Annotated in this window: 19 protein-coding genes; 6 read left to right on the top strand and 13 right to left on the bottom strand. The window is 45.6% G+C overall.

Annotated features, from left to right (window positions below; all coding sequences use genetic code 11):
* The first annotated feature begins 192 nt into the window (after positions 1 to 192).
* On the top strand, positions 193 to 957 hold the full coding sequence (locus tag ACIFO6_RS08675; RefSeq protein ID WP_430040125.1) for a spermidine synthase: 765 nt from the start codon (positions 193 to 195) through the stop codon (positions 955 to 957).
* 19 nt (positions 958 to 976) lie between these two features.
* Here the strand turns inward: ACIFO6_RS08675 and ACIFO6_RS08670 are convergent, their stop codons facing one another.
* The 5 genes from ACIFO6_RS08670 to ACIFO6_RS08650 all read right to left on the bottom strand — a co-directional run bounded on the left by ACIFO6_RS08670 (position 977) and on the right by ACIFO6_RS08650 (position 4,805).
* A complete protein-coding gene (locus ACIFO6_RS08670; protein WP_430040123.1) occupies positions 977 to 1,144 on the bottom strand; it encodes a YbaK/EbsC family protein in 168 nt (55 codons plus the stop codon).
* A gap of 3 nt (positions 1,145 to 1,147) precedes the next feature.
* Positions 1,148 to 1,270 (bottom strand): hypothetical protein, encoded by a 123-nt coding sequence (locus ACIFO6_RS08665; protein ID WP_430040153.1) that lies wholly within the window; start codon positions 1,268 to 1,270, stop codon positions 1,148 to 1,150.
* Positions 1,271 to 1,519: 249 nt separating this feature from the next.
* Positions 1,520 to 2,203, bottom strand: a complete 684-nt coding sequence (locus tag ACIFO6_RS08660; protein WP_430040010.1) for an adenylate kinase — start codon at positions 2,201 to 2,203, stop codon at positions 1,520 to 1,522.
* A 61-nt stretch (positions 2,204 to 2,264) separates the two neighbouring features.
* Positions 2,265 to 3,308 carry a carbohydrate kinase family protein gene (locus ACIFO6_RS08655; protein WP_430040008.1) on the bottom strand — a complete coding sequence of 348 codons (1,044 nt, stop codon included), beginning with the start codon at positions 3,306 to 3,308 and terminating at the stop codon, positions 2,265 to 2,267.
* A gap of 207 nt (positions 3,309 to 3,515) precedes the next feature.
* Positions 3,516 to 4,805 carry a glycoside hydrolase family 27 protein gene (locus ACIFO6_RS08650; RefSeq protein WP_430040006.1) on the bottom strand — a complete coding sequence of 430 codons (1,290 nt, stop codon included), beginning with the start codon at positions 4,803 to 4,805 and terminating at the stop codon, positions 3,516 to 3,518.
* Between the two features lie 225 nt (positions 4,806 to 5,030).
* Here ACIFO6_RS08650 and ACIFO6_RS08645 point away from each other — a divergent pair, with 225 nt between their 5' ends.
* Together ACIFO6_RS08645 and ACIFO6_RS08640 are read left to right on the top strand one after the other, a co-directional pair.
* Positions 5,031 to 5,924: a rhodanese-related sulfurtransferase gene (locus tag ACIFO6_RS08645; RefSeq protein ID WP_430040004.1), complete on the top strand. Its 894-nt coding sequence runs from the start codon at positions 5,031 to 5,033 to the stop codon at positions 5,922 to 5,924.
* Between the two features lie 224 nt (positions 5,925 to 6,148).
* Complete coding sequence (locus ACIFO6_RS08640) at positions 6,149 to 7,075, top strand: AEC family transporter (protein WP_430040121.1); 927 nt, start codon at positions 6,149 to 6,151, stop codon at positions 7,073 to 7,075.
* A gap of 17 nt (positions 7,076 to 7,092) precedes the next feature.
* Here ACIFO6_RS08640 and ACIFO6_RS08635 read toward each other — a convergent pair whose 3' ends face one another.
* From ACIFO6_RS08635 to ACIFO6_RS08625, 3 genes are all read right to left on the bottom strand, one after another.
* A complete protein-coding gene (locus tag ACIFO6_RS08635; protein WP_430040002.1) occupies positions 7,093 to 7,872 on the bottom strand; it encodes an ABC transporter ATP-binding protein in 780 nt (259 codons plus the stop codon).
* Between the two features lie 226 nt (positions 7,873 to 8,098).
* Entirely contained in the window at positions 8,099 to 9,130 is a 1,032-nt protein-coding gene (locus tag ACIFO6_RS08630; RefSeq protein ID WP_430040000.1) for a cupin domain-containing protein, read from the bottom strand.
* Between the two features lie 258 nt (positions 9,131 to 9,388).
* On the bottom strand, positions 9,389 to 10,240 hold the full coding sequence (locus ACIFO6_RS08625; protein WP_430039998.1) for a YheC/YheD family protein: 852 nt from the start codon (positions 10,238 to 10,240) through the stop codon (positions 9,389 to 9,391).
* A 211-nt stretch (positions 10,241 to 10,451) separates the two neighbouring features.
* Here ACIFO6_RS08625 and ACIFO6_RS08620 point away from each other — a divergent pair, with 211 nt between their 5' ends.
* Both ACIFO6_RS08620 and ACIFO6_RS08615 read left to right on the top strand, forming a co-directional pair.
* Entirely contained in the window at positions 10,452 to 11,282 is an 831-nt protein-coding gene (locus ACIFO6_RS08620) for a DUF6492 family protein (protein ID WP_430039996.1), read from the top strand.
* Positions 11,283 to 11,322: 40 nt separating this feature from the next.
* The gene (locus ACIFO6_RS08615) at positions 11,323 to 12,666 is read left to right on the top strand and encodes a sugar phosphate nucleotidyltransferase (RefSeq protein WP_430039994.1); all 1,344 of its coding nucleotides are present in this window, start codon (positions 11,323 to 11,325) and stop codon (positions 12,664 to 12,666) included.
* Positions 12,667 to 12,808: 142 nt separating this feature from the next.
* On the opposite strand, the gene ACIFO6_RS08610 is transcribed toward ACIFO6_RS08615, so the two are convergent.
* Both ACIFO6_RS08610 and ACIFO6_RS08605 read right to left on the bottom strand, forming a co-directional pair.
* Positions 12,809 to 13,531, bottom strand: a complete 723-nt coding sequence (locus tag ACIFO6_RS08610; RefSeq protein ID WP_430039992.1) for a succinylglutamate desuccinylase/aspartoacylase family protein — start codon at positions 13,529 to 13,531, stop codon at positions 12,809 to 12,811.
* A gap of 21 nt (positions 13,532 to 13,552) precedes the next feature.
* The gene (locus tag ACIFO6_RS08605; protein WP_430039990.1) at positions 13,553 to 14,578 is read right to left on the bottom strand and encodes a glycosyltransferase; all 1,026 of its coding nucleotides are present in this window, start codon (positions 14,576 to 14,578) and stop codon (positions 13,553 to 13,555) included.
* A gap of 363 nt (positions 14,579 to 14,941) precedes the next feature.
* On the opposite strand from ACIFO6_RS08605, the gene ACIFO6_RS08600 reads away from it, so the two are divergent.
* Complete coding sequence (locus ACIFO6_RS08600; protein ID WP_430039988.1) at positions 14,942 to 15,415, top strand: C40 family peptidase; 474 nt, start codon at positions 14,942 to 14,944, stop codon at positions 15,413 to 15,415.
* A 99-nt stretch (positions 15,416 to 15,514) separates the two neighbouring features.
* On the opposite strand, the gene ACIFO6_RS08595 is transcribed toward ACIFO6_RS08600, so the two are convergent.
* From ACIFO6_RS08595 to ACIFO6_RS08585, 3 genes are all read right to left on the bottom strand, one after another.
* A complete protein-coding gene (locus tag ACIFO6_RS08595; protein WP_430039986.1) occupies positions 15,515 to 16,867 on the bottom strand; it encodes a sensor histidine kinase in 1,353 nt (450 codons plus the stop codon).
* Positions 16,864 to 17,574 carry a response regulator transcription factor gene (locus ACIFO6_RS08590; RefSeq protein ID WP_430039984.1) on the bottom strand — a complete coding sequence of 237 codons (711 nt, stop codon included), beginning with the start codon at positions 17,572 to 17,574 and terminating at the stop codon, positions 16,864 to 16,866. The genes ACIFO6_RS08595 and ACIFO6_RS08590 overlap by 4 nt, the downstream gene beginning before the upstream one ends.
* Positions 17,575 to 17,748: 174 nt before the next feature.
* Positions 17,749 to 18,402 carry a phosphatase PAP2 family protein gene (locus ACIFO6_RS08585; RefSeq protein ID WP_430039982.1) on the bottom strand — a complete coding sequence of 218 codons (654 nt, stop codon included), beginning with the start codon at positions 18,400 to 18,402 and terminating at the stop codon, positions 17,749 to 17,751.
* Positions 18,403 to 18,521 lie beyond the last annotated feature (119 nt).

Genomic DNA, 18,521 nt, shown 5'->3' with positions numbered 1-18,521 from the left:
ATATACACAACGGTATTCATTATATCCTTGTATATTATATCTCCTAAAGAACACTTCAACAAGTTCAAAGGATTTAGTTATGAAAAAATAAACAATTCCACCTCATTTAGGCTGCTTGAGGTGGATACTTTTACTCTCATGAATCTATGGACAACAGGCTCATAAATGTCTAATATGATGGTGGAGTATGACTTGAAGGAGATAGATCCATTGGATGTACTATATAAAAAATTGAGCAATAATCATGAAATAACGGTATACGACACCACAGAGCTGTATGGTGAAAAGGGATTATTCCGGGTGATGCAGTTTTCAAATGCAGCCGTGCAAGGCGCGGTGGATTTGAATCATCCGCAACGTATTCTGTTCGAATATCCGAGAGCCATCATCCATCTCATGGAGCTGAACGATCCGTCATTTGAAGACGTGTTTGTAATTGGGCATGGTATAGGTACGATTGCGGGGCATTTTACAGATAAACGCTTTAAGATTGCCGAGCTGGATGCACAAGTCGTGGAGTTCAGTCGAACATTCTTTGGATACAATAAGGACAATGTGACTGTTGGTGATGGACGCCGCATTTTGGAGAAGGAAGCGCCAGATGCATATGATTATATTATTTTAGACGCCTTCACAGATCAGGGAACGCCGCCGCATTTAATATCCCTGGAATTTTTCAGGATGGCCAAAAAAAAGCTGGATTCCGAAGGCTCCATGATTATGAACTTAATGGGCAAAAGTGAGCACGATCATCTAATGAATGCCATTCATACAACGTTGCGTGAGGTATTCGCTTATGTCACAGCTTTCTCCCTCCCCTCGGAAGGAGCTGCCGACATTCAAAATATTATTATGATAGGCAGGGACAAGCCCATCCGGTTTCAGGCACGCCATATGGCAGGCTTTGATGAGATTGCGCTTGGAGAAGGTCACATTCTACAAGACACAGTTACTTGATGATATATAGTAATTGTTGTTAAAGATACGCCCAAACGATTATAGTCCGGGCGTATTGGATTGGATATGGGGCTCCAGTCGCCTTTGACACTATATCTGAACTTGCTATTTCTAATTTTTCACTACCTAAAATATGTTTAACTTTCACTTCGTTGACCTCATGATCTCCCCTGACGACTACAGCAATGGATTAATACACTCCGGCTGCAAGTTGCCGGATAAACCCTGCACGCAACATAAGCTGATGGCTGATTACTTCGGCTTCTGCGGGCGATTCACGTAATGTTGTCAGTAATAATCGACTTTGGCGCATATGCGGCTGGCTCCCTTGTATGGACGATAAAATGTACGTAAAAAAACACATCCGTCAGGGACGAATGTGTCGTGGTACCACCCTTAGCTACAGCTCGCAAGGCAGGGAAACGTTCATTCGCGGCGAGAAACCTTTCAGCCCATGGATTTCTTCTCTGTACAGCGGTTATTGATCCTTGGTCTACACTATTCCTGTATATTACAATTTCCATTACTTTACACAAAATGGAAGCCGTGGTCAAGGAGATAATTATCTATCTGGGTTCATCCAGAGAAATGCATGATATTTTGATTTCAAAATAATTAAGCTTCGTTGGTTGCTATATTGCATAATGAATGGCCAAATTTTAGGACGTATACGCCTGCGAAAACCCAAAACAAAGCGGATAAAGCGAGGCGAAATGTCCCAAATACGAATCGCTTCCTGCTTTACTCCTTTGGGCAACTCATTGGAGAAAAGAAAACGGTTAAGTGATCGTGTAATAACTCCTGTTATCGCTTCAACCGTGCTGACATCCATCACAATGATCGTATCAGAGCACTGGAGCCGCTCCGTAAAATAATAATCATGATAATTCCCTTCGATAATCCATTCTTCCTTTTCGAGTACTTCGCCCAGCTGTTTGAAAAATTGTTCATCCGTGCTCCGCCTCCACTCCGGTCCCCAATACAAATCATCCAGAGAGATGTACGGCAAATGAGTCCACTTGGATAGACGTTTGGCAAAAAAGGTTTTGCCGCTCCCCGGCGAACCGATCACAATAATACGTTTGGCGTGCTGCACATCAAAAACTTCATCATTCACTCTCCGATGTAAGGGCAGCATTGTATAGATCAGTCGAAAAAGGGAACCTACCACGAAAGAACCTCCCTTTAAAAACATATACAGGAGGAACAGCGGCATAAAAACGATAGCGTATTTTACACTGTTCATCAAGCGACCTGCTCCCTTTACAGTTTCAGCAACAAAATGTAGGTTAGGCTCTCTTCTTTATTTATGTATCTTTCTCCTTAAAATACATTCCCTTAAAAAACACAAAATTTTGCGGATGCATGCCGTACAGCTCCTTGAACATGGAATGAAGATTATTTAGAGAAATAGTCTCTGAAACCGTCCGATCCGTTTGAACAGTTAAGGCGACACAGCTAATTCCGAATTGACACACTTGCTCCATAGGGTATCCTTGGATAATTCCATATATCATTCCGGCAATAAATGCATCATCTGCGCCCGTGACATCCATAACTTCCTGAACCGGGTGCATCAAAATTTGTCCATGAGATCCATCCTGCGAGGCAAACAAAACACGGTCTGCTCCCCGAATAAGAATTACATTTTGAACCCCGAGCTGATGAAAAATTCGGGTTCCGTCCAGCATTTTCTGATCATCCGTAAGCTCTATTCCCAAATAGGATTCAGCTTCTACCTGGTTACATACCAGCCAACTCACCCCATTCAAATTTCGAGGAAGCCGTCTCATTTTGGAAGCGGACACTGAAGAAACGACGAGCGGAATCCGATGTTCATGGCATAGCCGTATAATGGAAGCAATGACGTTCATAGAGAAATTCGTGTCCAGCAGCACCAGTCGGGATGAGGCGATCAAAGGAGTATTTTCAATGATTACTGAAGGACGGATCTGATCATAAATCTCCATCTCTGCTGTCGCTACAATCAGCTCCCCACGCTCATCCAGCAAGGCAGTGTAAACCCCGGTTGACGGTTCACCTTTGACTTGCAGAGGAATCACTTTCATATAACGTCTAGACTGCTCGACTATAAATTCACCTTCCGCATCATCCCCAACTGCGGTTAACAGACTGACCTGTTGGCTTAGCCTCCCCAAATTTTCGGCTACATTGCGAGCCACCCCACCGCATGATTGCTGTCTGGTGCTGCTCGGATTGGAGGTGTGAAGCTGAAATGTACCTTTAATCATAATTTTACGATCAAGATTAGCCCCCCCGATACATAGTATTTTTTGTCTAGAGGGCCAAGGCTCGTCCAGTTCATTTTTGTGAATCTGCTTTAATTTCATCATTTGACTCCTTTCGCAAGTCTATGGGCATTGGATGTTTTAAATTTGTACAGAAATAGGTACTATATCAAATTAACATGTTCCCAATGTCAAATGCTCAAGAATAATGTCGATTGCATTAAAAAATCACCTATTCGTATAAATACCAGCCTTTTACGAATAGGTGATTTGATTAAAAATACAGCCTAAATCCTTCGTTACAATATGCTATTTCAAAATAAATAGAGCAGCTCCATGAGGAGGTACCTCAGCGGACAGCTCTTGCTCTAAAGTACCCAGATTCACACGATTCCATAAGTCTCTGCCACTTGTCTGTCCTTCAATGCCCAGGTCTTGCAGCGATACACAGACACGCGAGGCTACGTCTCCAGCATTAAATAAAGCCACATATACATGACCTTCTACGTTATGCGAAGTCCAGACGATATGTTCACCCTTTCTGTACACCTGCCGGGCATCCAAACCGTTGCGGTGAGCATCCAGCACCTCTTCATTGGTCAGCAGAGAAAGTGTCCACGCATCGTTATCCCGCAGTTCTCCCCCAAACATTAGAGGGGATCGGAAAATACTCCACAAGGTCATCATGGTCAGTTGCTCATCCTTCGTAAAGCGTGTCCAGCGGTCATGGCTACCGGAATCTACAGTATCTACCGAGCGAATCCCCAGATGGCCCAATGGCAGCATGTCGCAATCCGGCCAATGGCCGGGACCCACGTGCTCTGCCCATTTCTCGCAGCGCTCAAACATGCCATGCAGCAAAGGCCATACATCCCAGAAATCGTCGGTCATTCGCCACATATTGGCGTTGGCGATTAATTCGGATGCATGCTCCAGCGGTGCCGGACCGGGCGACAAACTCAAAACCATCGGACGCCCGCATTGGGCGATGGCCTGCCTGATCAATTCAATTTCCGCCAAATGAGTACCATAGAGTCGGGAAGCTGCAATGTCATCCACTTTTACAAAATCAACACCCCATTCCGCATAGAGGTCAAACAGCGAATTATAATATTCCTGTGCGCCTTCCTTGGTAGCATCTACCCCATACATATCTGTATTCCAGGGACAAATGGAGTTGGGATGTGCAATCTGTCTCGCAGTTGCCTGGGTTCCCAAAATCGGCGTATCCTGATGTACCGCCTGTCTCGGAATGCCTCTCATAATATGTATACCGAATTTCAAGCCCAGACTGTGTACATATTCCGCAAGAGCCTGGAAGCCGCGTCCATCCGCTGCGGAAGGAAAACGATTCACTGCTGGAATGAGACGTGAAAATGAATCCGTTTCCAGCGGAACAAATGAGCGATATTGTGAAGAAACAGCTCCCGGCTCATACCACTGAATATCTACCACAACATATTCCCAACCGTACTCCTTCAAGTGCTCTGCCATATACTGCGCATTTCCCCGAACTTCTTCCTCGCGCACCGCTGCGCCGTAGCAATCCCAGCTATTCCACCCCATAGGTGATGTATGCGCTACCAAATGATGTTTCATTCCGATTCATCCTTTCATCATAAGAATACTCATCCTGCTGCCAAAATCCACCTCGTCACTTACGTATATTATTATAATGTAAACCCTTACTTTTGTCGCTCGTCACCAGCCTCTTTATTTTCCATTCCCACTTTCCATACAAATTAGTTGACTAACTTAAAGAATGTGGTAATATTTAAAATTGATTGTTAAAAAACTTTGACTTGAATCAGAGGGTGATTTTACGTGTGCGAGCATGCTTATCGAATTTTGTTGTTTTACAAATATGTCAATATTGAAGATCCTGCCACCTTTACGGCAGAACATCTGGCTTACTGCAAGGAGCTGGGCGTCAAGGGAAGAATTTTGATCGCTCAGGAAGGAATTAACGGAACACTGTCTGGTACGGTAGAGCAAACCGATCAATATATCCGTGATTTGCGCGACAATCCGAAATTCCACGATATCGTTATTAAAATAGATGAGTCTGACGGTCATGCGTTCAAGAAAATATTTGTACGCCATCGTCAGGAGTTGGTTACGCTGCGGCATGAGGATGAGCTGGACCCTAACGAAATCAGTGGCAAGCGTTTGTCACCGAAGGAGTTTTACGAGCAGCTTCAAGGTGAAGATGTGGTTGTGCTGGACGGACGCAACGACTATGAATATGACATCGGTCATTTCCGTGGCGCCATTCGTCCGGAAGTCGAATCTTTCCGTGAGTTTCCACAGTGGATTCGCGACAATATGAGTCAGTTCAAGGACAAGAAAATACTGACGTATTGTACGGGCGGAATCCGGTGCGAAAAGCTATCCGGTCTTCTGATCAAAGAAGGCTTCGATGATGTGGGCCAGCTGGATGGCGGCATTGTAACCTACAGCAAGGACCCGGAGGTCCAAGGTCGTTTGTTTGACGGTAAATGTTATGTGTTTGATGAACGCATCTCGATCCCGATCAACCATACGGATGAAGACGTCATTGTTGGCAATTGTTTCCATTGTGAGACACCAAGCGATCACTATATCAACTGTCTGGTGTGCAATCTCCAGTATATCGTATGTCCGGACTGCGAAGAGCAGCATCAACATTATTGCTCTGACGATTGCCGGACCAAAGCGGAAGCCGTTGCTTCTGCTTAGCTCAGCAGGACAATCTGTTTTCATCATAACAAAAGGGATGTTCCATCAGCCGTTCAACATGGCTGTGGACATCCCTTTTGTTGTACCTCGGTGCTTCATATAGAATAACTACCACAAGATTCATAGTATATGCCTATAACCTTGATCGTATTTTCATCTTGGACGGGCTCAAAAGCTGCGCCTTATAATGAAAAATGTCATTACAGAAAGGATTGGTGGATTTCATGATTCAAATCGTACTTTCAACCCTTCTATCCGTTATTGTTCCACTGTCCATTCCGGTGATCGCCGGATTTTTACTCGGCAAATTCATGAAGCTGGAAACGAAACCGCTCTCGACGTTATACTTATATTTTTTAAGTCCCGCGATGATTCTGGACACGCTGCTCAAGGCACAGCTTTCCTGGCATGATGTGGCCCAAACTGCCGCCTTTTCGATCTTGAATCTGCTGCTGTTATGGGGAATTGCTCAATTGGCAGGGAAAATGTTCAAGCTAAGCGCCCCTGAAACGGCCGGACTCACCTTGATCTCCACGCTGACCAATAGCGCAAATTATGGCCTCCCCCTTATTTTACTTGCCTTTGGACAGCTTGGGTTGGATAAAGCCTCTGTGTATGTTGTTATCCAGATCATTCTGGTCAATACCCTTGGAGTTTACTTTGCAGCCCGCTCTGAATTTTCCGTTCAAAGCGCAGTCAAGTCGGTATTCTCGCTGCCTGCGATCTATGCGGCATTACTCGCTCTGGGGCTTCGAGTGCTGGATTGGCATCTGCCCTCCGGCATACAAGCGGGCGTTTCGATGATTGCTGCCGCCTATTCACCAGTCGTGCTGGCAATCCTTGGCACCCAGATGGCTTATGTAAAAATATTCAAGCTGGAGCCGTCTATTAAAAAAGCCAGCTACGCAGGACTCATCATCCGGCTTCTGCTCTCTCCGCTTGCAGCCTGTCTTGCCATGCTGATCCTGGGGATATCGGGTCTTTTGTTCTCCGTGCTCTTTATTCTTGCTTCCATGCCGGTTGCTGTGAATGCTGTCATCTTGGCAGAAAAATTCAATGCATCGCCCAAGCTCGTGTCCACCTGTATCCTGTGGAGCACTTTAGCCTCATTCCTGATTTTGCCTATCCTCATTATGATCGTAGCAGGATAGCTAGAAAAAAAGGCTCTCTACTCCATAGAGAGCCATGCACGTTCCTGTCTCCACTCTACCTGCACCGGTGTTTCAAAAAAATCGCTAAGCGTTTCACTGCTCAGAATATCAGTCGTTTTGCCTTTGGCAAAAACAGTGCCACGGCGAATCAGAATGGTATGCGTGTACATGGGTAGAATTTCTTCGATATGATGTGTAACATACAGCAAATTCGGTGCACCAGGAGACTCGGACAGCTGACGGATGCTGGTTAGTAAAGCTTCCCTGGAAAAGAAGTCCAGTCCGTTACACGCCTCATCCAAAATCAGCAGCTTGGGTGAGGCCATCAGCGCGCGGGCAATAAGCACTTTTTGCTTTTCCCCCTGTGAGCATCCCTGATACAATCGGTCCACGAGGTGAGCACAGCCCAGTTGGGTCATGAGGAGTACGGCCTGCTCATAATCCGTATCCGTTGTTTGATCATAAAGTCCAATGGAGGCAAATTTGCCGCTAATGACAACATCCTGCGTACGCTGACTACCATTGATTCTTTCCTGTAAAGAGGAACTGACCCAGCCGATGGATTTGCGCAGCTCCCTCAGATCCACATCCCCGAAGGTATGACCCAGCACACCGACACTGCCTGTAGTTGGCCATATGTAACCATTAATCATGTTAAGCATCGTTGTTTTGCCTGATCCGTTCAGGCCGAGTACAGCCCAATGCTCTCCTTCGGCTACTTGCCAGTTAATTTGATCCAGTATGGTGCGATTGTCCCTTTTCCAGCTTACATTGTTAAGTTCAATGACAGAATTCATGTTTATCCTCCTATTGATCATATCATCTGATGTTTATGGGCATAGTAAAAAACACTTTTACTACGTTAATCTTCACTTTCGTATTAGAATAGCACAGGGTTGCAGGTTGTTCAATTCTAAATTCACTGTATAAAATTTTTAATGTAACTGAAACGAAACTATGACTAATAGCCCGCTTCTGGCTCCCCCATACATACAAGAACCAAAAGTGGGCTTTTTCGTTGTTTTATGATTTGGATTTTGGAGCGATAAATACCGATTTGTGCGGCAGTTTATTCGCTATTTCTCTAGGAAGGTGCAGATTCGTTGCTAATACATCAACAGGGTTCCCCGCCAGCCATTCACTCAAATCAATGGCTTCGTAATGACCGCTGTTAAAGCCAATCAAAATGCGGCATACCTCCGAACCGGTATTTTTAATATAATGTCCGGCTCCCATGGGTACATACCCCACATCTCCGGCTTCAAACTCCTCTGTCACTGCATTCCCTTCAGCGAGAAATACAGTCATTTCTGCATTACCATCCAAATAATATTGCCATTCATCCGCATTGGGATGCCAGTGCATTTCTCGTAATCCGCCCGGCTCCATCTCAATTACAGATCCTGCCATCGTCGAAGAAATCGGGAAATCTTCTACCGTAACCGTCCGCTGTGTCCCTCCGCCCGGTGCCAATCTGGGCTGTTTGGCCATTAAAGGATACCGATGTTTAGTGACTAGATCGGAAGAAACGCGAGGATATGCATGATGAGAATCGTTAGAAGGTACAGGTCCTTTTACAAAATAGGCTTCCTTATCTGGCAAAAGAGCCAGTTCGTCGGCTGCAAGTCCCAGATTCTGCATGACAACCTCCGCAGGAGTCTGAGCGATGAAATCCGTTATGCTAAACGTGTGGTCCTCCGAAAAATCTCCATTATCAAAAATCAGTATAAAATGACACTCTCCAGGACCAAGACCTTGAATGGAATGACCATAACCACGAGGAAAATACCAGACATCACCAGGATTGAAAATATCAACATATGAAGAACCGTCCGGATGGATAACCGTTGTCCGACAGGAGCCGCTAATCACATAGGCCCATTCAGCCGCATTGGCATGCCAGTGAAGCTCACGCATTCCACCCGGCTCCAAACGCATAGAAACCCCTGCTATTCCTTCCGATACAGGAAAATCATGGACTGAAGCCCCACGTGTAATACCTCCCGGTCCGGTTCTGGGTTCCTTTTTCTCCAAAGCATACTTAAATGATTTCATAGCCGATTCCTCCTCTAAATCATTTTATATGTCTATATTTACTTATTTGAACCTATCTATTATATACCTTAAATGTGAATAAAATCAAATCCATTCCTTCATTATCGTCTATGACTAATTCAATGGCAAAAGTATGTTCGGAATGTTTTCGATCAGCCATAAAACAGGTAAATCGAGTATGTAAAAAGGATGAATCGACAAGGCACTCATCCTTTTATTTCTCCATTCAGAGCTACAGTCACCGAAGTAATTCCTCGCTCATGAACTTTTTGCTTTTTTAGAGTCTATTTTTTTAGCCTTAGCCTCACTTTTATTTTTATCTTTATCCTTATCTTTGCTTGGAACTGTAGCCTTTCTCTTTTCATTGGCCAGTCGCCAATAGCTTAAAACTTTGCGGTACATCGACTTATCCTTTAATTGATTAAAAATGTATGGATCAGGCTTCGTATTCACCTCAATAATCCATGGGGTAAAGCTGCGATCCAGTCCAATGTCCACTCCAATTTGCCGGAAATTCGGATATGTTTTTTGCAGCTGTACGGCAATGGTAATGCCCAGGGCATTCAGCTTCTTTATCAGCTCAGCCTGTTTTCTTTGGGATAAATGGGACTTTAGCAGCTCCTCCAGTGCCATCGGTGTACCACCGCTATGATAGTTGGTTACGATTTTGCGGGGATGACCGAGCCGGCCAATAATTCCGGTAGATTCCCATGGCCCTTTTGCATTGCGCTGCACCATGACCCGGATATCAAAGTAACGCTTCTGATGGCGCAGTAAATGGATTCCTTTTTGAATGAGATAGCTTTTCTTCCCCGTTTTCTTCGACAGGCTGGCATATAGTGCCTCTACATTTTTGAACTCCACACGCTTTTCCTCATGTTGATAGGCAAACCGCTGACCTTCCTCCTGCTCTACTCTCATTACACCTTTACCGAATGTTCCTCGCTCGGGCTTTACATAGACCATACCGTACTTCTCCAGCATTGACTTCAAATTCGCTTTGGTATATCTTCGGGTATCCGGCACAAACGGCTTGATGCCGCGATGCGGGAGAAGCAATTGGGTTTTACGCCACTTGCTGAGCAAAGCTTGTGCTTGTGAAGAATTCACTTGCTCCTCTCCTCTCCAATCTCAGGGTAGAATGCTCCTGTAAAAAAAAGATCAATCCATCGTATGCAACAACTCCCTAGCCGAAAGCTACATCAGCCCTGTGCTGCTTAGAAATGGACGATTGGCCTTGCCCGGTCGAAGTTGCCTGTCCAGGCATACGATAGGATAAGACGCCGGATGCGTACATTTACTTATATAAGGAGTGAATAACATGTCAGTGCAATCGGATGGGTCACAGAAGGGTTCCCTTACCATCGATGTTCTGATTCCTGCAATTGATAAAGATATTGCCACATTACCACTGGTGATAGACAGTCTGCGCCGTCACGTACAGCATCGAATTGGAACGATTTATATTGTTTCACCGCAAAGCACTGGAATTCGTCGATTGTGTGCCAGCAAAAGCTGTACATTTGTAGACGAAAAGACGGTACTGCCCATTACAAAAAAACATATTCGTTATGGTACAGCGCGCTGGGATCGCTCAGGCTGGCTATATCAGCAATTGCTCAAAATGAACGGTGATAAAATTAGTAAAGCTCCTTTCTTTCTCGTCATGGATGCGGATACGATTTTGATTCGTCCACATGCGTTTCGGAAGGATGGAAAAACGATATTTTACTATCGGAGCTGGAGCCAGCCTGAGTATTTCCGCACCTACCGCAAGCTGATGGGCGTGAAGGCTCCCTCGCCAAAGTCTTTTGTTACTCACTATATGCTGTTTGAAAAAGCGCAGCTCACCCGGCTCAAGCAGGTTATTGAGGCCCGGCATGGGAAACCCTGGTACAACGCAATTATCCAAAGTATAGACCGAAAAAAACAGTTTGGTTTTTCCGAATATGAGACGTATGCCAACGATCTGTACAGTAAGCAGCCCTCTCGGATGATTTTACGCAAGTCACTTAATAAAGCGCTTCATTGTCGGGCTTCTTCCCTCTCGCAAAAACAATTGGATGCCTTTGCTAAGAGCCATCGTTCTTTATCCTTTCATCAACGTAAGGTTTATCAGATCATTAAAAAGCAACAAAATTCCGCAAAATGATTCGTTTCACAATGAATCTGTATCAAAGGAGGAAGTGCCTGTGCACATCGTATTGTTATGCGGTGGTGCTGGAAAACGGCTGTGGCCATTGTCCAACGATATCCGCTCGAAGCTGTTTCTAAGGCTGCTGCCTGCCCCTGACGGGCAAAAGGAATCCATGCTCAGTCGGGTGGTTCGACAGCTTACTGTAGCGGGGCTGGATTCCTCTGCCCTGCTGCTGGCTCATCAAAGCCAGGTAAATTTAGCCTTCCGTCACACGGAAGGTCGTCTGCCTGTACTAGGCGAGCCTGCCAAACGGGGAACCTTCACCGCAGCTGCACTGGCGGCCGCTCATTTTCACGCCAAAAGCGTGGGGCTGGACGAAATTGTTTGTATCGCTCCAGCGGATATGTTTGCGGGGGAGGATTTCTTCCACCATGTAGCGGCACTCTCCAGTCTGTTGCTTGATCGCGGAACCGATCTGGCCATGCTTGGGACAAGGCCCACTCATCCCTCCGACCAATACGGATATATCGTTCCGGGTCAGGAGAGGATCATGAAAGGAAACATCTCCTATGCGTCAGTTGCCCGCTTCACAGAAAAGCCGGATCATCTGGGGGCGCAACAGCTTATCAGCCAAGGTGCGCTCTGGAACTGCGGCATTTACGCTTTTAAGCTAGGATATATGCTGGCCTGCATGGAGCGTAGTCATTTGCCGCTGGATGACAAGGCATTATGCGCGATGTATGACTGCCTCCCTGTTCGCAGCTTCGACGAGGAGATCGCGGAGCGTGCCGAACATGCTGTCGTGCTGCCCTACGAGGGTGAATGGCGTGACATCGGCAGCTGGCAAGCATTAACGGAGCAGCTCGGCAACCGAGTGATTGGACGCGGACAGATCAGTGGCCCCGCTCATGGTACGCATATCGTCAATGAGCTGCCCTATCCGCTTCATGTCATTGGCGTGGAGGATATTATTGCTGCTGCCAGCCCCGACGGCATCCTCATTGCTGCCAAAAGTCATGCCCACGCGATCAAGGAGAAGCTGGGAACTCTTCAGCTACACCCTATGCATGGTGAAACCTCCTGGGGCAGCTACCGGGTGCTGGACGAATATGATCATCGGAGCTTGAATGATATTCTTGCCATACGCTTAACGGTGCTGCCAGACCATCGCTTAAACGGCCATTGTCACGGCAGCGGGCTAAAGGTGTGGACGATCGTTTCCGGCCGGGGTGAGGTCATGCTAAACGGAGAACGCTTTGCAGCGGCAAGCGGTTCAGTCTTTCGTATTCCGGTTGATATGTATCACACGATCCGTGCCGATCTGGATACACCCTTGGAGCTGATCGAGGTTCGTCTGGGAGAAAGTTTGGTGAGCGCCTTCTTTAAGTCCGAAGCCTGACTCATATAGATGCCACTAATTATGTATCCATTTATGCACCAAAATTACAATTAAAAAATCGCTTTTGAGTATGGGAAATGAGAATCCCTTGCTCAAGAAGCGATTTTTATTTTGTAATGTTACATTTTCATTAATACACGCCCTAGGTAACAGCTCTAACCTTGGCAGATAGATATACCTCGTTGGCTTTGATTATCCCGGCTTCTCTTAAAAAATGCCGCACGATCTCCAATTGGTACTTGATACGTACATTCTTGGGCAGACTCCAGCCTGTTTCCACAGTGACCGCGCGTGCGCCTAAGATACGGGCGGCCGCTGTACGGGAGGAACCTGGAAGCTCATGCAACCGAAGATTAAAATGGCGGCCTTTGTCCTTGATGGAACGGTTCATTCGCTTTATAGTTCGACGCACCGCAGGGACTACCGGATTTCCTTTATTGGAAATTAGTGTTTGGCCCAGTACCTTGGCATCCTTTTGTGACAATCCGTTGGCTTCATGCAGGTCAAGATACCACTCGGGTTGATGTCTTTGTGTTAATTGGAATACCGCAGCGGAAAGTGGATTGGATGCCGCCTGCTTTTTTGTGCGTGGAAAGGTTCGGTTGAGATCCGGTAAGCCCCTGATTCGTTGGCGGTAAGCCGCCTGGCTCACAATGGGTACGATAATCAGCTTGCCTTGACTAATTTGCAGCTTCTGCTGCTTCAACTGCTCCACCAGCTTCTCAGCCGCGCGGATGCTTGCGATTTCCTTGCCGTGGATGCCCGCGACCACCATCACATGCGGACCGCGCTGTTCCCCAGTGGCTATATAATAAGGAGTCGCCCAAGAATAACCCTTTCCAAGCATATGCTTTGTTACCTTCATTCCCTTCACCTCCGTTTAGGCTCAGGCTTTTGATGCCCTCTTCTCATCTCCTTGCCGTCGGATCATTTCACGATATAGCTTCACGTATTTGTCGGTCATCTGTTTGTTAGTAAATCTGTGCGTGACATACAGGCGAAGCTTGGCTGGTGTCGGGTAATTTTTTTGCTGTACCTTTCGTGCCATTTGACCGACAGAATTGCAAATCAGCTCTGGAAAGCCTGAAAGCACCTCGGGAACGGAACCATTTTTTAATGCCAGTACGGGTGTTCCACAAGCCATCGCCTCTACCATCACAAGTCCGAAGGGCTCTTCCCACAATGTCGGGAACAACAGACACTCCGCATGCTTAAGCAATTTCTGCTTCTGATTACCTCCCACCGCCCCAACATAGCGAATTTTGGGATTAAGCTGAATTCGCTTTTGAATCTCTGTGCGAAAAAATAAGGGTGCTTTGATCGGACCAGCTATAAGCAATCTTTTTCCTGTTTGTTCTGCAACCTGAATGGCTTGCAAAACGCCTTTATTACGTATAATCCTGCCCATGAACAGCAAATAGCCACGCTTCTCGCTGCTGAACTCGTATTCATGTGTGTTGATACCATTATAGACATAAAATCCTTTGCCCCCGCCCATAACCTGGCGTGCCCGTTTACTGACAAATACCGGGTTTTTACCATGTTTCTTCACAGGAAGATGAACTGTACATACTGATGGACAAGGCAGCTTCCTGCGTCCCAGAGCAGAGCGGAAGGTATGATCATGAATGATTTGTGTGCCAGGAGGCATCTGCTGAAGGACGTACTTGGGGATCTGATCGTGCTTTAATCCCTTGGGATAGGTAATCAGCCTTGCACTGCTCTTGCTGCCACGGGCGGCAAACAAAGATACATGATGACCTCGTCTTACCAGTTCCTCCGTTAGTTCATACACGACCTTTTCCGTTCCGCCCTTGATGGAGGGTACCGGCTGTGCATTGGGATAGTTGGAGATGACCTGAACAATGGTTAGACGTTGGCCTTTGGACGTTTTAATCTGCTTTGAAGCCATACGAATTCCCCTTCCTGAACAGAAATACGGTGTGATCTTCATGGTATGAACGGGAACCTTAGCTTACTCCCGTACAAGTTGTAAACTGTAGTATATAGGTATGTATATTTTTCGTGATTGCTTGTGCGAATCATCTCCAGGTCATTTTGTTGTCATAGGTACCCAGTGATAAGGGGGAACTGCATATTTTGTCAATCCAAAATGAAGGTGAAAATTCTCATCGTTTTCTAATAATAGGGGGAAAAGCATTGAGGTTACAGGACTGTAACCTTGAGTGGTAAATTCAGGATATTTTATTTGTGTTATTGTCATCTCAAGACATCACAACAAGATACAAAATACGAATTAATGGAGGAATATTATATGAAACATACTTCAAAAAAACTTTGGATGGGCGTTTGCTTTACGATGACTTTGGCATTTGGCGCAGGGAGTTTCGTTGTTGGACCAACCACCACTCATGCTGCTTCGGTAAATAAAGCTGATCAGATTATTTCCACAGGTTCCCAGTTTATGGGTGTACGCTATCAGCATGGAGCACCTGCAGGAAACACAAGCTCTTTTGATTGCTCTTCATTTACTCAATATGTTTTTGGACAAAACGGTATCAATCTGCCGCGCTCTTCCAGAGAGCAATCGACCGTCGGCACTTTTGTATCACGTAGTCAGCTACAAAAAGGAGATCTGGTCTTTTTCTATGCGCCCATTCACCATGTAGCGATTTATATGGGGGACGGCAAAATTTTACACACATTCGGTAAAGGCGGCGTAACGATTACGGATCTTAAATCAGGCTGGTGGAATTCCCATTACACTACAGCACGTCGTGTCCTCTAGGACAAATGTAGATGTATCTCGATCCATATGTAATCCCTTACAAAATATCAACAAATAAGGGCTGTTCCGCGAGTAGATATGTCTACTGAATGGACAGCCCTATATTCGAGGCAGTGTGACGGTCACCTCCGTACCTTCTCCTTCTACGCTTTCCATACCTATTGTCCCCTGATGGGTGTCTGTAATAGCCTTGGCAATTGGCAGCCCAAGCCCGGTTCCTCCGGTTTTACGATGTCGAGAGCTGTCTACCCGATAAAATCGTTCAAAAACTCGCTTGACCTCGCCCGCTGGTATCCCGATTCCATAATCCTTGACCCGGATGTACACATCCTTTTCATCAGTAGACAGCAATATTTCGATGGGAGCCGAGCTATACTTTAAAGCATTATCAAGCAAGATAACTAGTAGCTGGTTGATTTTTGCAAGGTTGGCATCAATCCAGATTTCTTTTTTATCTGTAAAAATAGTGATTTGACGATCATGTACAGGCTTGAAATGCGCTATTACCTGTTGACAGCAACCGATCAGCTCTATCCGTTCATACGGCTCGGGCTCTTTTTGCTGTGAGGAAGCCAAAGTCAGTAATTGCTGTGTCATCGTTCGCATGCGCTGAGTTTCTTCATAGATGGATTCAATGGATTCCTTATAGATGTCCTCATCACGCGTGCCCCACCGCCGCAGCATGTTAGCATAGCCCTCAATGATCATTAATGTCGTATTCAGCTCATGCGAAGCATCTGAGACGAATTGTTGCTGGCTTTGAAAGCTCTCTTCCAATCTGTCCATCATTCGATTAAAGGTCGCGGTCATTTGAGACAATTCATCTTGATTGTGAGTACGAGCCGGAATTTTTTTGAATTTAAGGCTTCTTTCAATTTCCTGCATTGTCTGTATACTGCTCGAAATCGGTAGCAATATCGCATTCGCTAATATCGTGCTGCCTACCAGACTAAGCAGCATAGCGCCTGTAGTTGAGGTGACCAAAATCGCATCTAAAATATTGAGATTATTTTCAAGCGCATCCCATTGTTCTACGATCTCCAGCGTTCCCTCCTGATTGCCTTCCGGTGAAAGCACTGGGAGATGAATGACTAAAATTTTATGCCCCTGTACATCTGTCAGATATGAGCTTTGAGAAGGGTTAAAACGTATATCGCCCAGCTTAAAGCGGGACTGACGACGTACTTCATACAGAAGACGGGATTGCTGGTCAAAAACCCTCAGGATTGTGTCTCCTGAAAGCTCATCCTTCAACTCGGGTCCCCATGCATTTTTTAGAATCATAGCAGAACCGGTTTCGTCAATGATTTCAGTCCACTTATTTTGCAGCACTTCTCTTTCATTGCGGGTGGCGATTTTGACAAATAACAGATGAACGGTGACGTCCACAAACAGGAGAATGGTCATCACCAGAACCGAGCTGAGCAGAGTAATTTGGGTCCGCAGCTTCAATGGTCTTCCTCCCTGATGCAATACCCTACGCCACGCACGGTTTTAATCAGCTTTTTTTTGTAGCCATGGTCGATTTTTTTACGAACATATCGGATATACACATCGACTACATTCGTATCGCCGACAAAATCAAACCCCCATACGTCCTGAATCATTTGATCTCGCTGCAATACTTGATTTTTGTGCTCCATGAGGTAGTGAAGCAGATCAAATTCTTTGGGCGTCAGTTCGATTCGCTTTCCTTCCCGCATCACAGAATGTGTCTTGGGTTCCAGCATCAAGCTATCGACCTGAAGATACGGCGGCTTGTTCTCTTCTTGTGAAGAGGTTGCTTTGGACTCCAATTGATGTCTCATACTGGCGCGCATCCGTGCTAATAACTCCTCAATTTCAAAAGGCTTCGTAATGTAATCATTTGCACCTTCATCCAGACCGGAAACCTTATCCGTCGTCGCGTTACGTGCAGTGACCATAATTACGGGCGTATGCTTGTCCACTTTTCGAATCTGCTTGAGCACCTCGACCCCGTTAATTTCCGGCAGCATCACATCCAAAATAATGATATTCCATGTGTGTGCCAAAGCCTTTTCTAATCCTTCTTTGCCCGTTTGAGCAATTTCAACTGCATATCCTTCGTGGGATAACTCCAATTGGAGTAATCTGGATATTTTCTCTTCATCATCAATGACCAGTACCGTTTTTTCCACCGCAAAACCACCTAATTTCTATAGAAAAACAAATGGAGTAATGGAGAAGACAGGCATTTTTTATTTGATTTTAAGCTTTTATTGTCGGGACGCTCTATAATGTAATTTTGTAAATCATTTTTTGATGTTATGGAGTAATTTATTCATGTTAATTACTGTAGACTATATTTTGTTTCACTGGATCAATGAACTGGCTAATATACGCTGATAAAACCAAATACAGGCCGCCATCCAGCAGCCACTCATAAAATAGCCACCTACAACGTCGCTCGGATAATGCACGCCCAAATAAATGCGGCTTGTCCCGATCGCTATAATCAGCAGGCTACTGAGCACAATAAGAAGGATACGGCCCAACCTCGAAGGAACATGCTTCCACACTAAAAACGTCAATGCCGCATACATACTAAAAGCGGTCATGGAATGTCCGCTCGGAAAGCTGTACCCATTCGCTTCAATAATACGGTTAATTTCGGGTCTCGCACGCTGAAATAACCATTTCAAAACCGCATTCAGCAGCGTCGATCCCAGCACAGCAATCGCCAAAAACAGCAGTTCTCTGCGATGTCCCAATACTCTGTGCAGCACAAACATAGCGATTAAAATAATAATCACAACCGGAATTCCGCTGCCGATCATAGTGAAAAATTTCATTAGACGGGTCATGGCAGGCGACTCCAACTGCTGAATATCCGTAATGATTTTCTGGTCAAAATGCCGCACTTGATGGTCGCTAACCCATAATGCGATTAAACCGAAACCAAGCGCACATACTACACATGTAAGCAGGGCTAAGGAAATGGGTAGCTTTGTTGATGTTTGTTTCATATCTTGTTGGTCCTCCGTAATATTCATTCGTGTCTTTACTTTACCCATAGGTTGAAGTTTTCAGAAAAAAAGGGTGCCTCTCAAGCCTTATAACAGCTCGAAGGGCATCCTGTTATTAC

This window comes from Paenibacillus sp. NRS-1781 (assembly GCF_050467745.1).
GTDB lineage: Bacteria > Bacillota > Bacilli > Paenibacillales > Paenibacillaceae > Paenibacillus > Paenibacillus terrae_A.
Note: the sequence above shows the minus strand (reverse complement) of the source record. Positions and strands in the feature narration are given on the sequence as shown.

Coding starts and splice junctions, on each gene's coding strand:
- ACIFO6_RS08635 (WP_430040002.1), bottom strand. CDS start 7,872: ATGAATTCTGTCATTGAACTTAACAATGTAAGCTGGAAAAGGGACAAT.
- ACIFO6_RS08620 (WP_430039996.1), top strand. CDS start 10,452: ATGTCAGTGCAATCGGATGGGTCACAGAAGGGTTCCCTTACCATCGAT.
- ACIFO6_RS08630 (WP_430040000.1), bottom strand. CDS start 9,130: ATGAAATCATTTAAGTATGCTTTGGAGAAAAAGGAACCCAGAACCGGA.
- ACIFO6_RS08585 (WP_430039982.1), bottom strand. CDS start 18,402: ATGAAACAAACATCAACAAAGCTACCCATTTCCTTAGCCCTGCTTACA.
- ACIFO6_RS08655 (WP_430040008.1), bottom strand. CDS start 3,308: ATGAAATTAAAGCAGATTCACAAAAATGAACTGGACGAGCCTTGGCCC.
- ACIFO6_RS08605 (WP_430039990.1), bottom strand. CDS start 14,578: ATGGCTTCAAAGCAGATTAAAACGTCCAAAGGCCAACGTCTAACCATT.
- ACIFO6_RS08650 (WP_430040006.1), bottom strand. CDS start 4,805: ATGAAACATCATTTGGTAGCGCATACATCACCTATGGGGTGGAATAGC.
- ACIFO6_RS08600 (WP_430039988.1), top strand. CDS start 14,942: ATGAAACATACTTCAAAAAAACTTTGGATGGGCGTTTGCTTTACGATG.
- ACIFO6_RS08610 (WP_430039992.1), bottom strand. CDS start 13,531: ATGAAGGTAACAAAGCATATGCTTGGAAAGGGTTATTCTTGGGCGACT.
- ACIFO6_RS08665 (WP_430040153.1), bottom strand. CDS start 1,270: ATGCGCCAAAGTCGATTATTACTGACAACATTACGTGAATCGCCCGCA.
- ACIFO6_RS08660 (WP_430040010.1), bottom strand. CDS start 2,203: ATGAACAGTGTAAAATACGCTATCGTTTTTATGCCGCTGTTCCTCCTG.
- ACIFO6_RS08640 (WP_430040121.1), top strand. CDS start 6,149: ATGATTCAAATCGTACTTTCAACCCTTCTATCCGTTATTGTTCCACTG.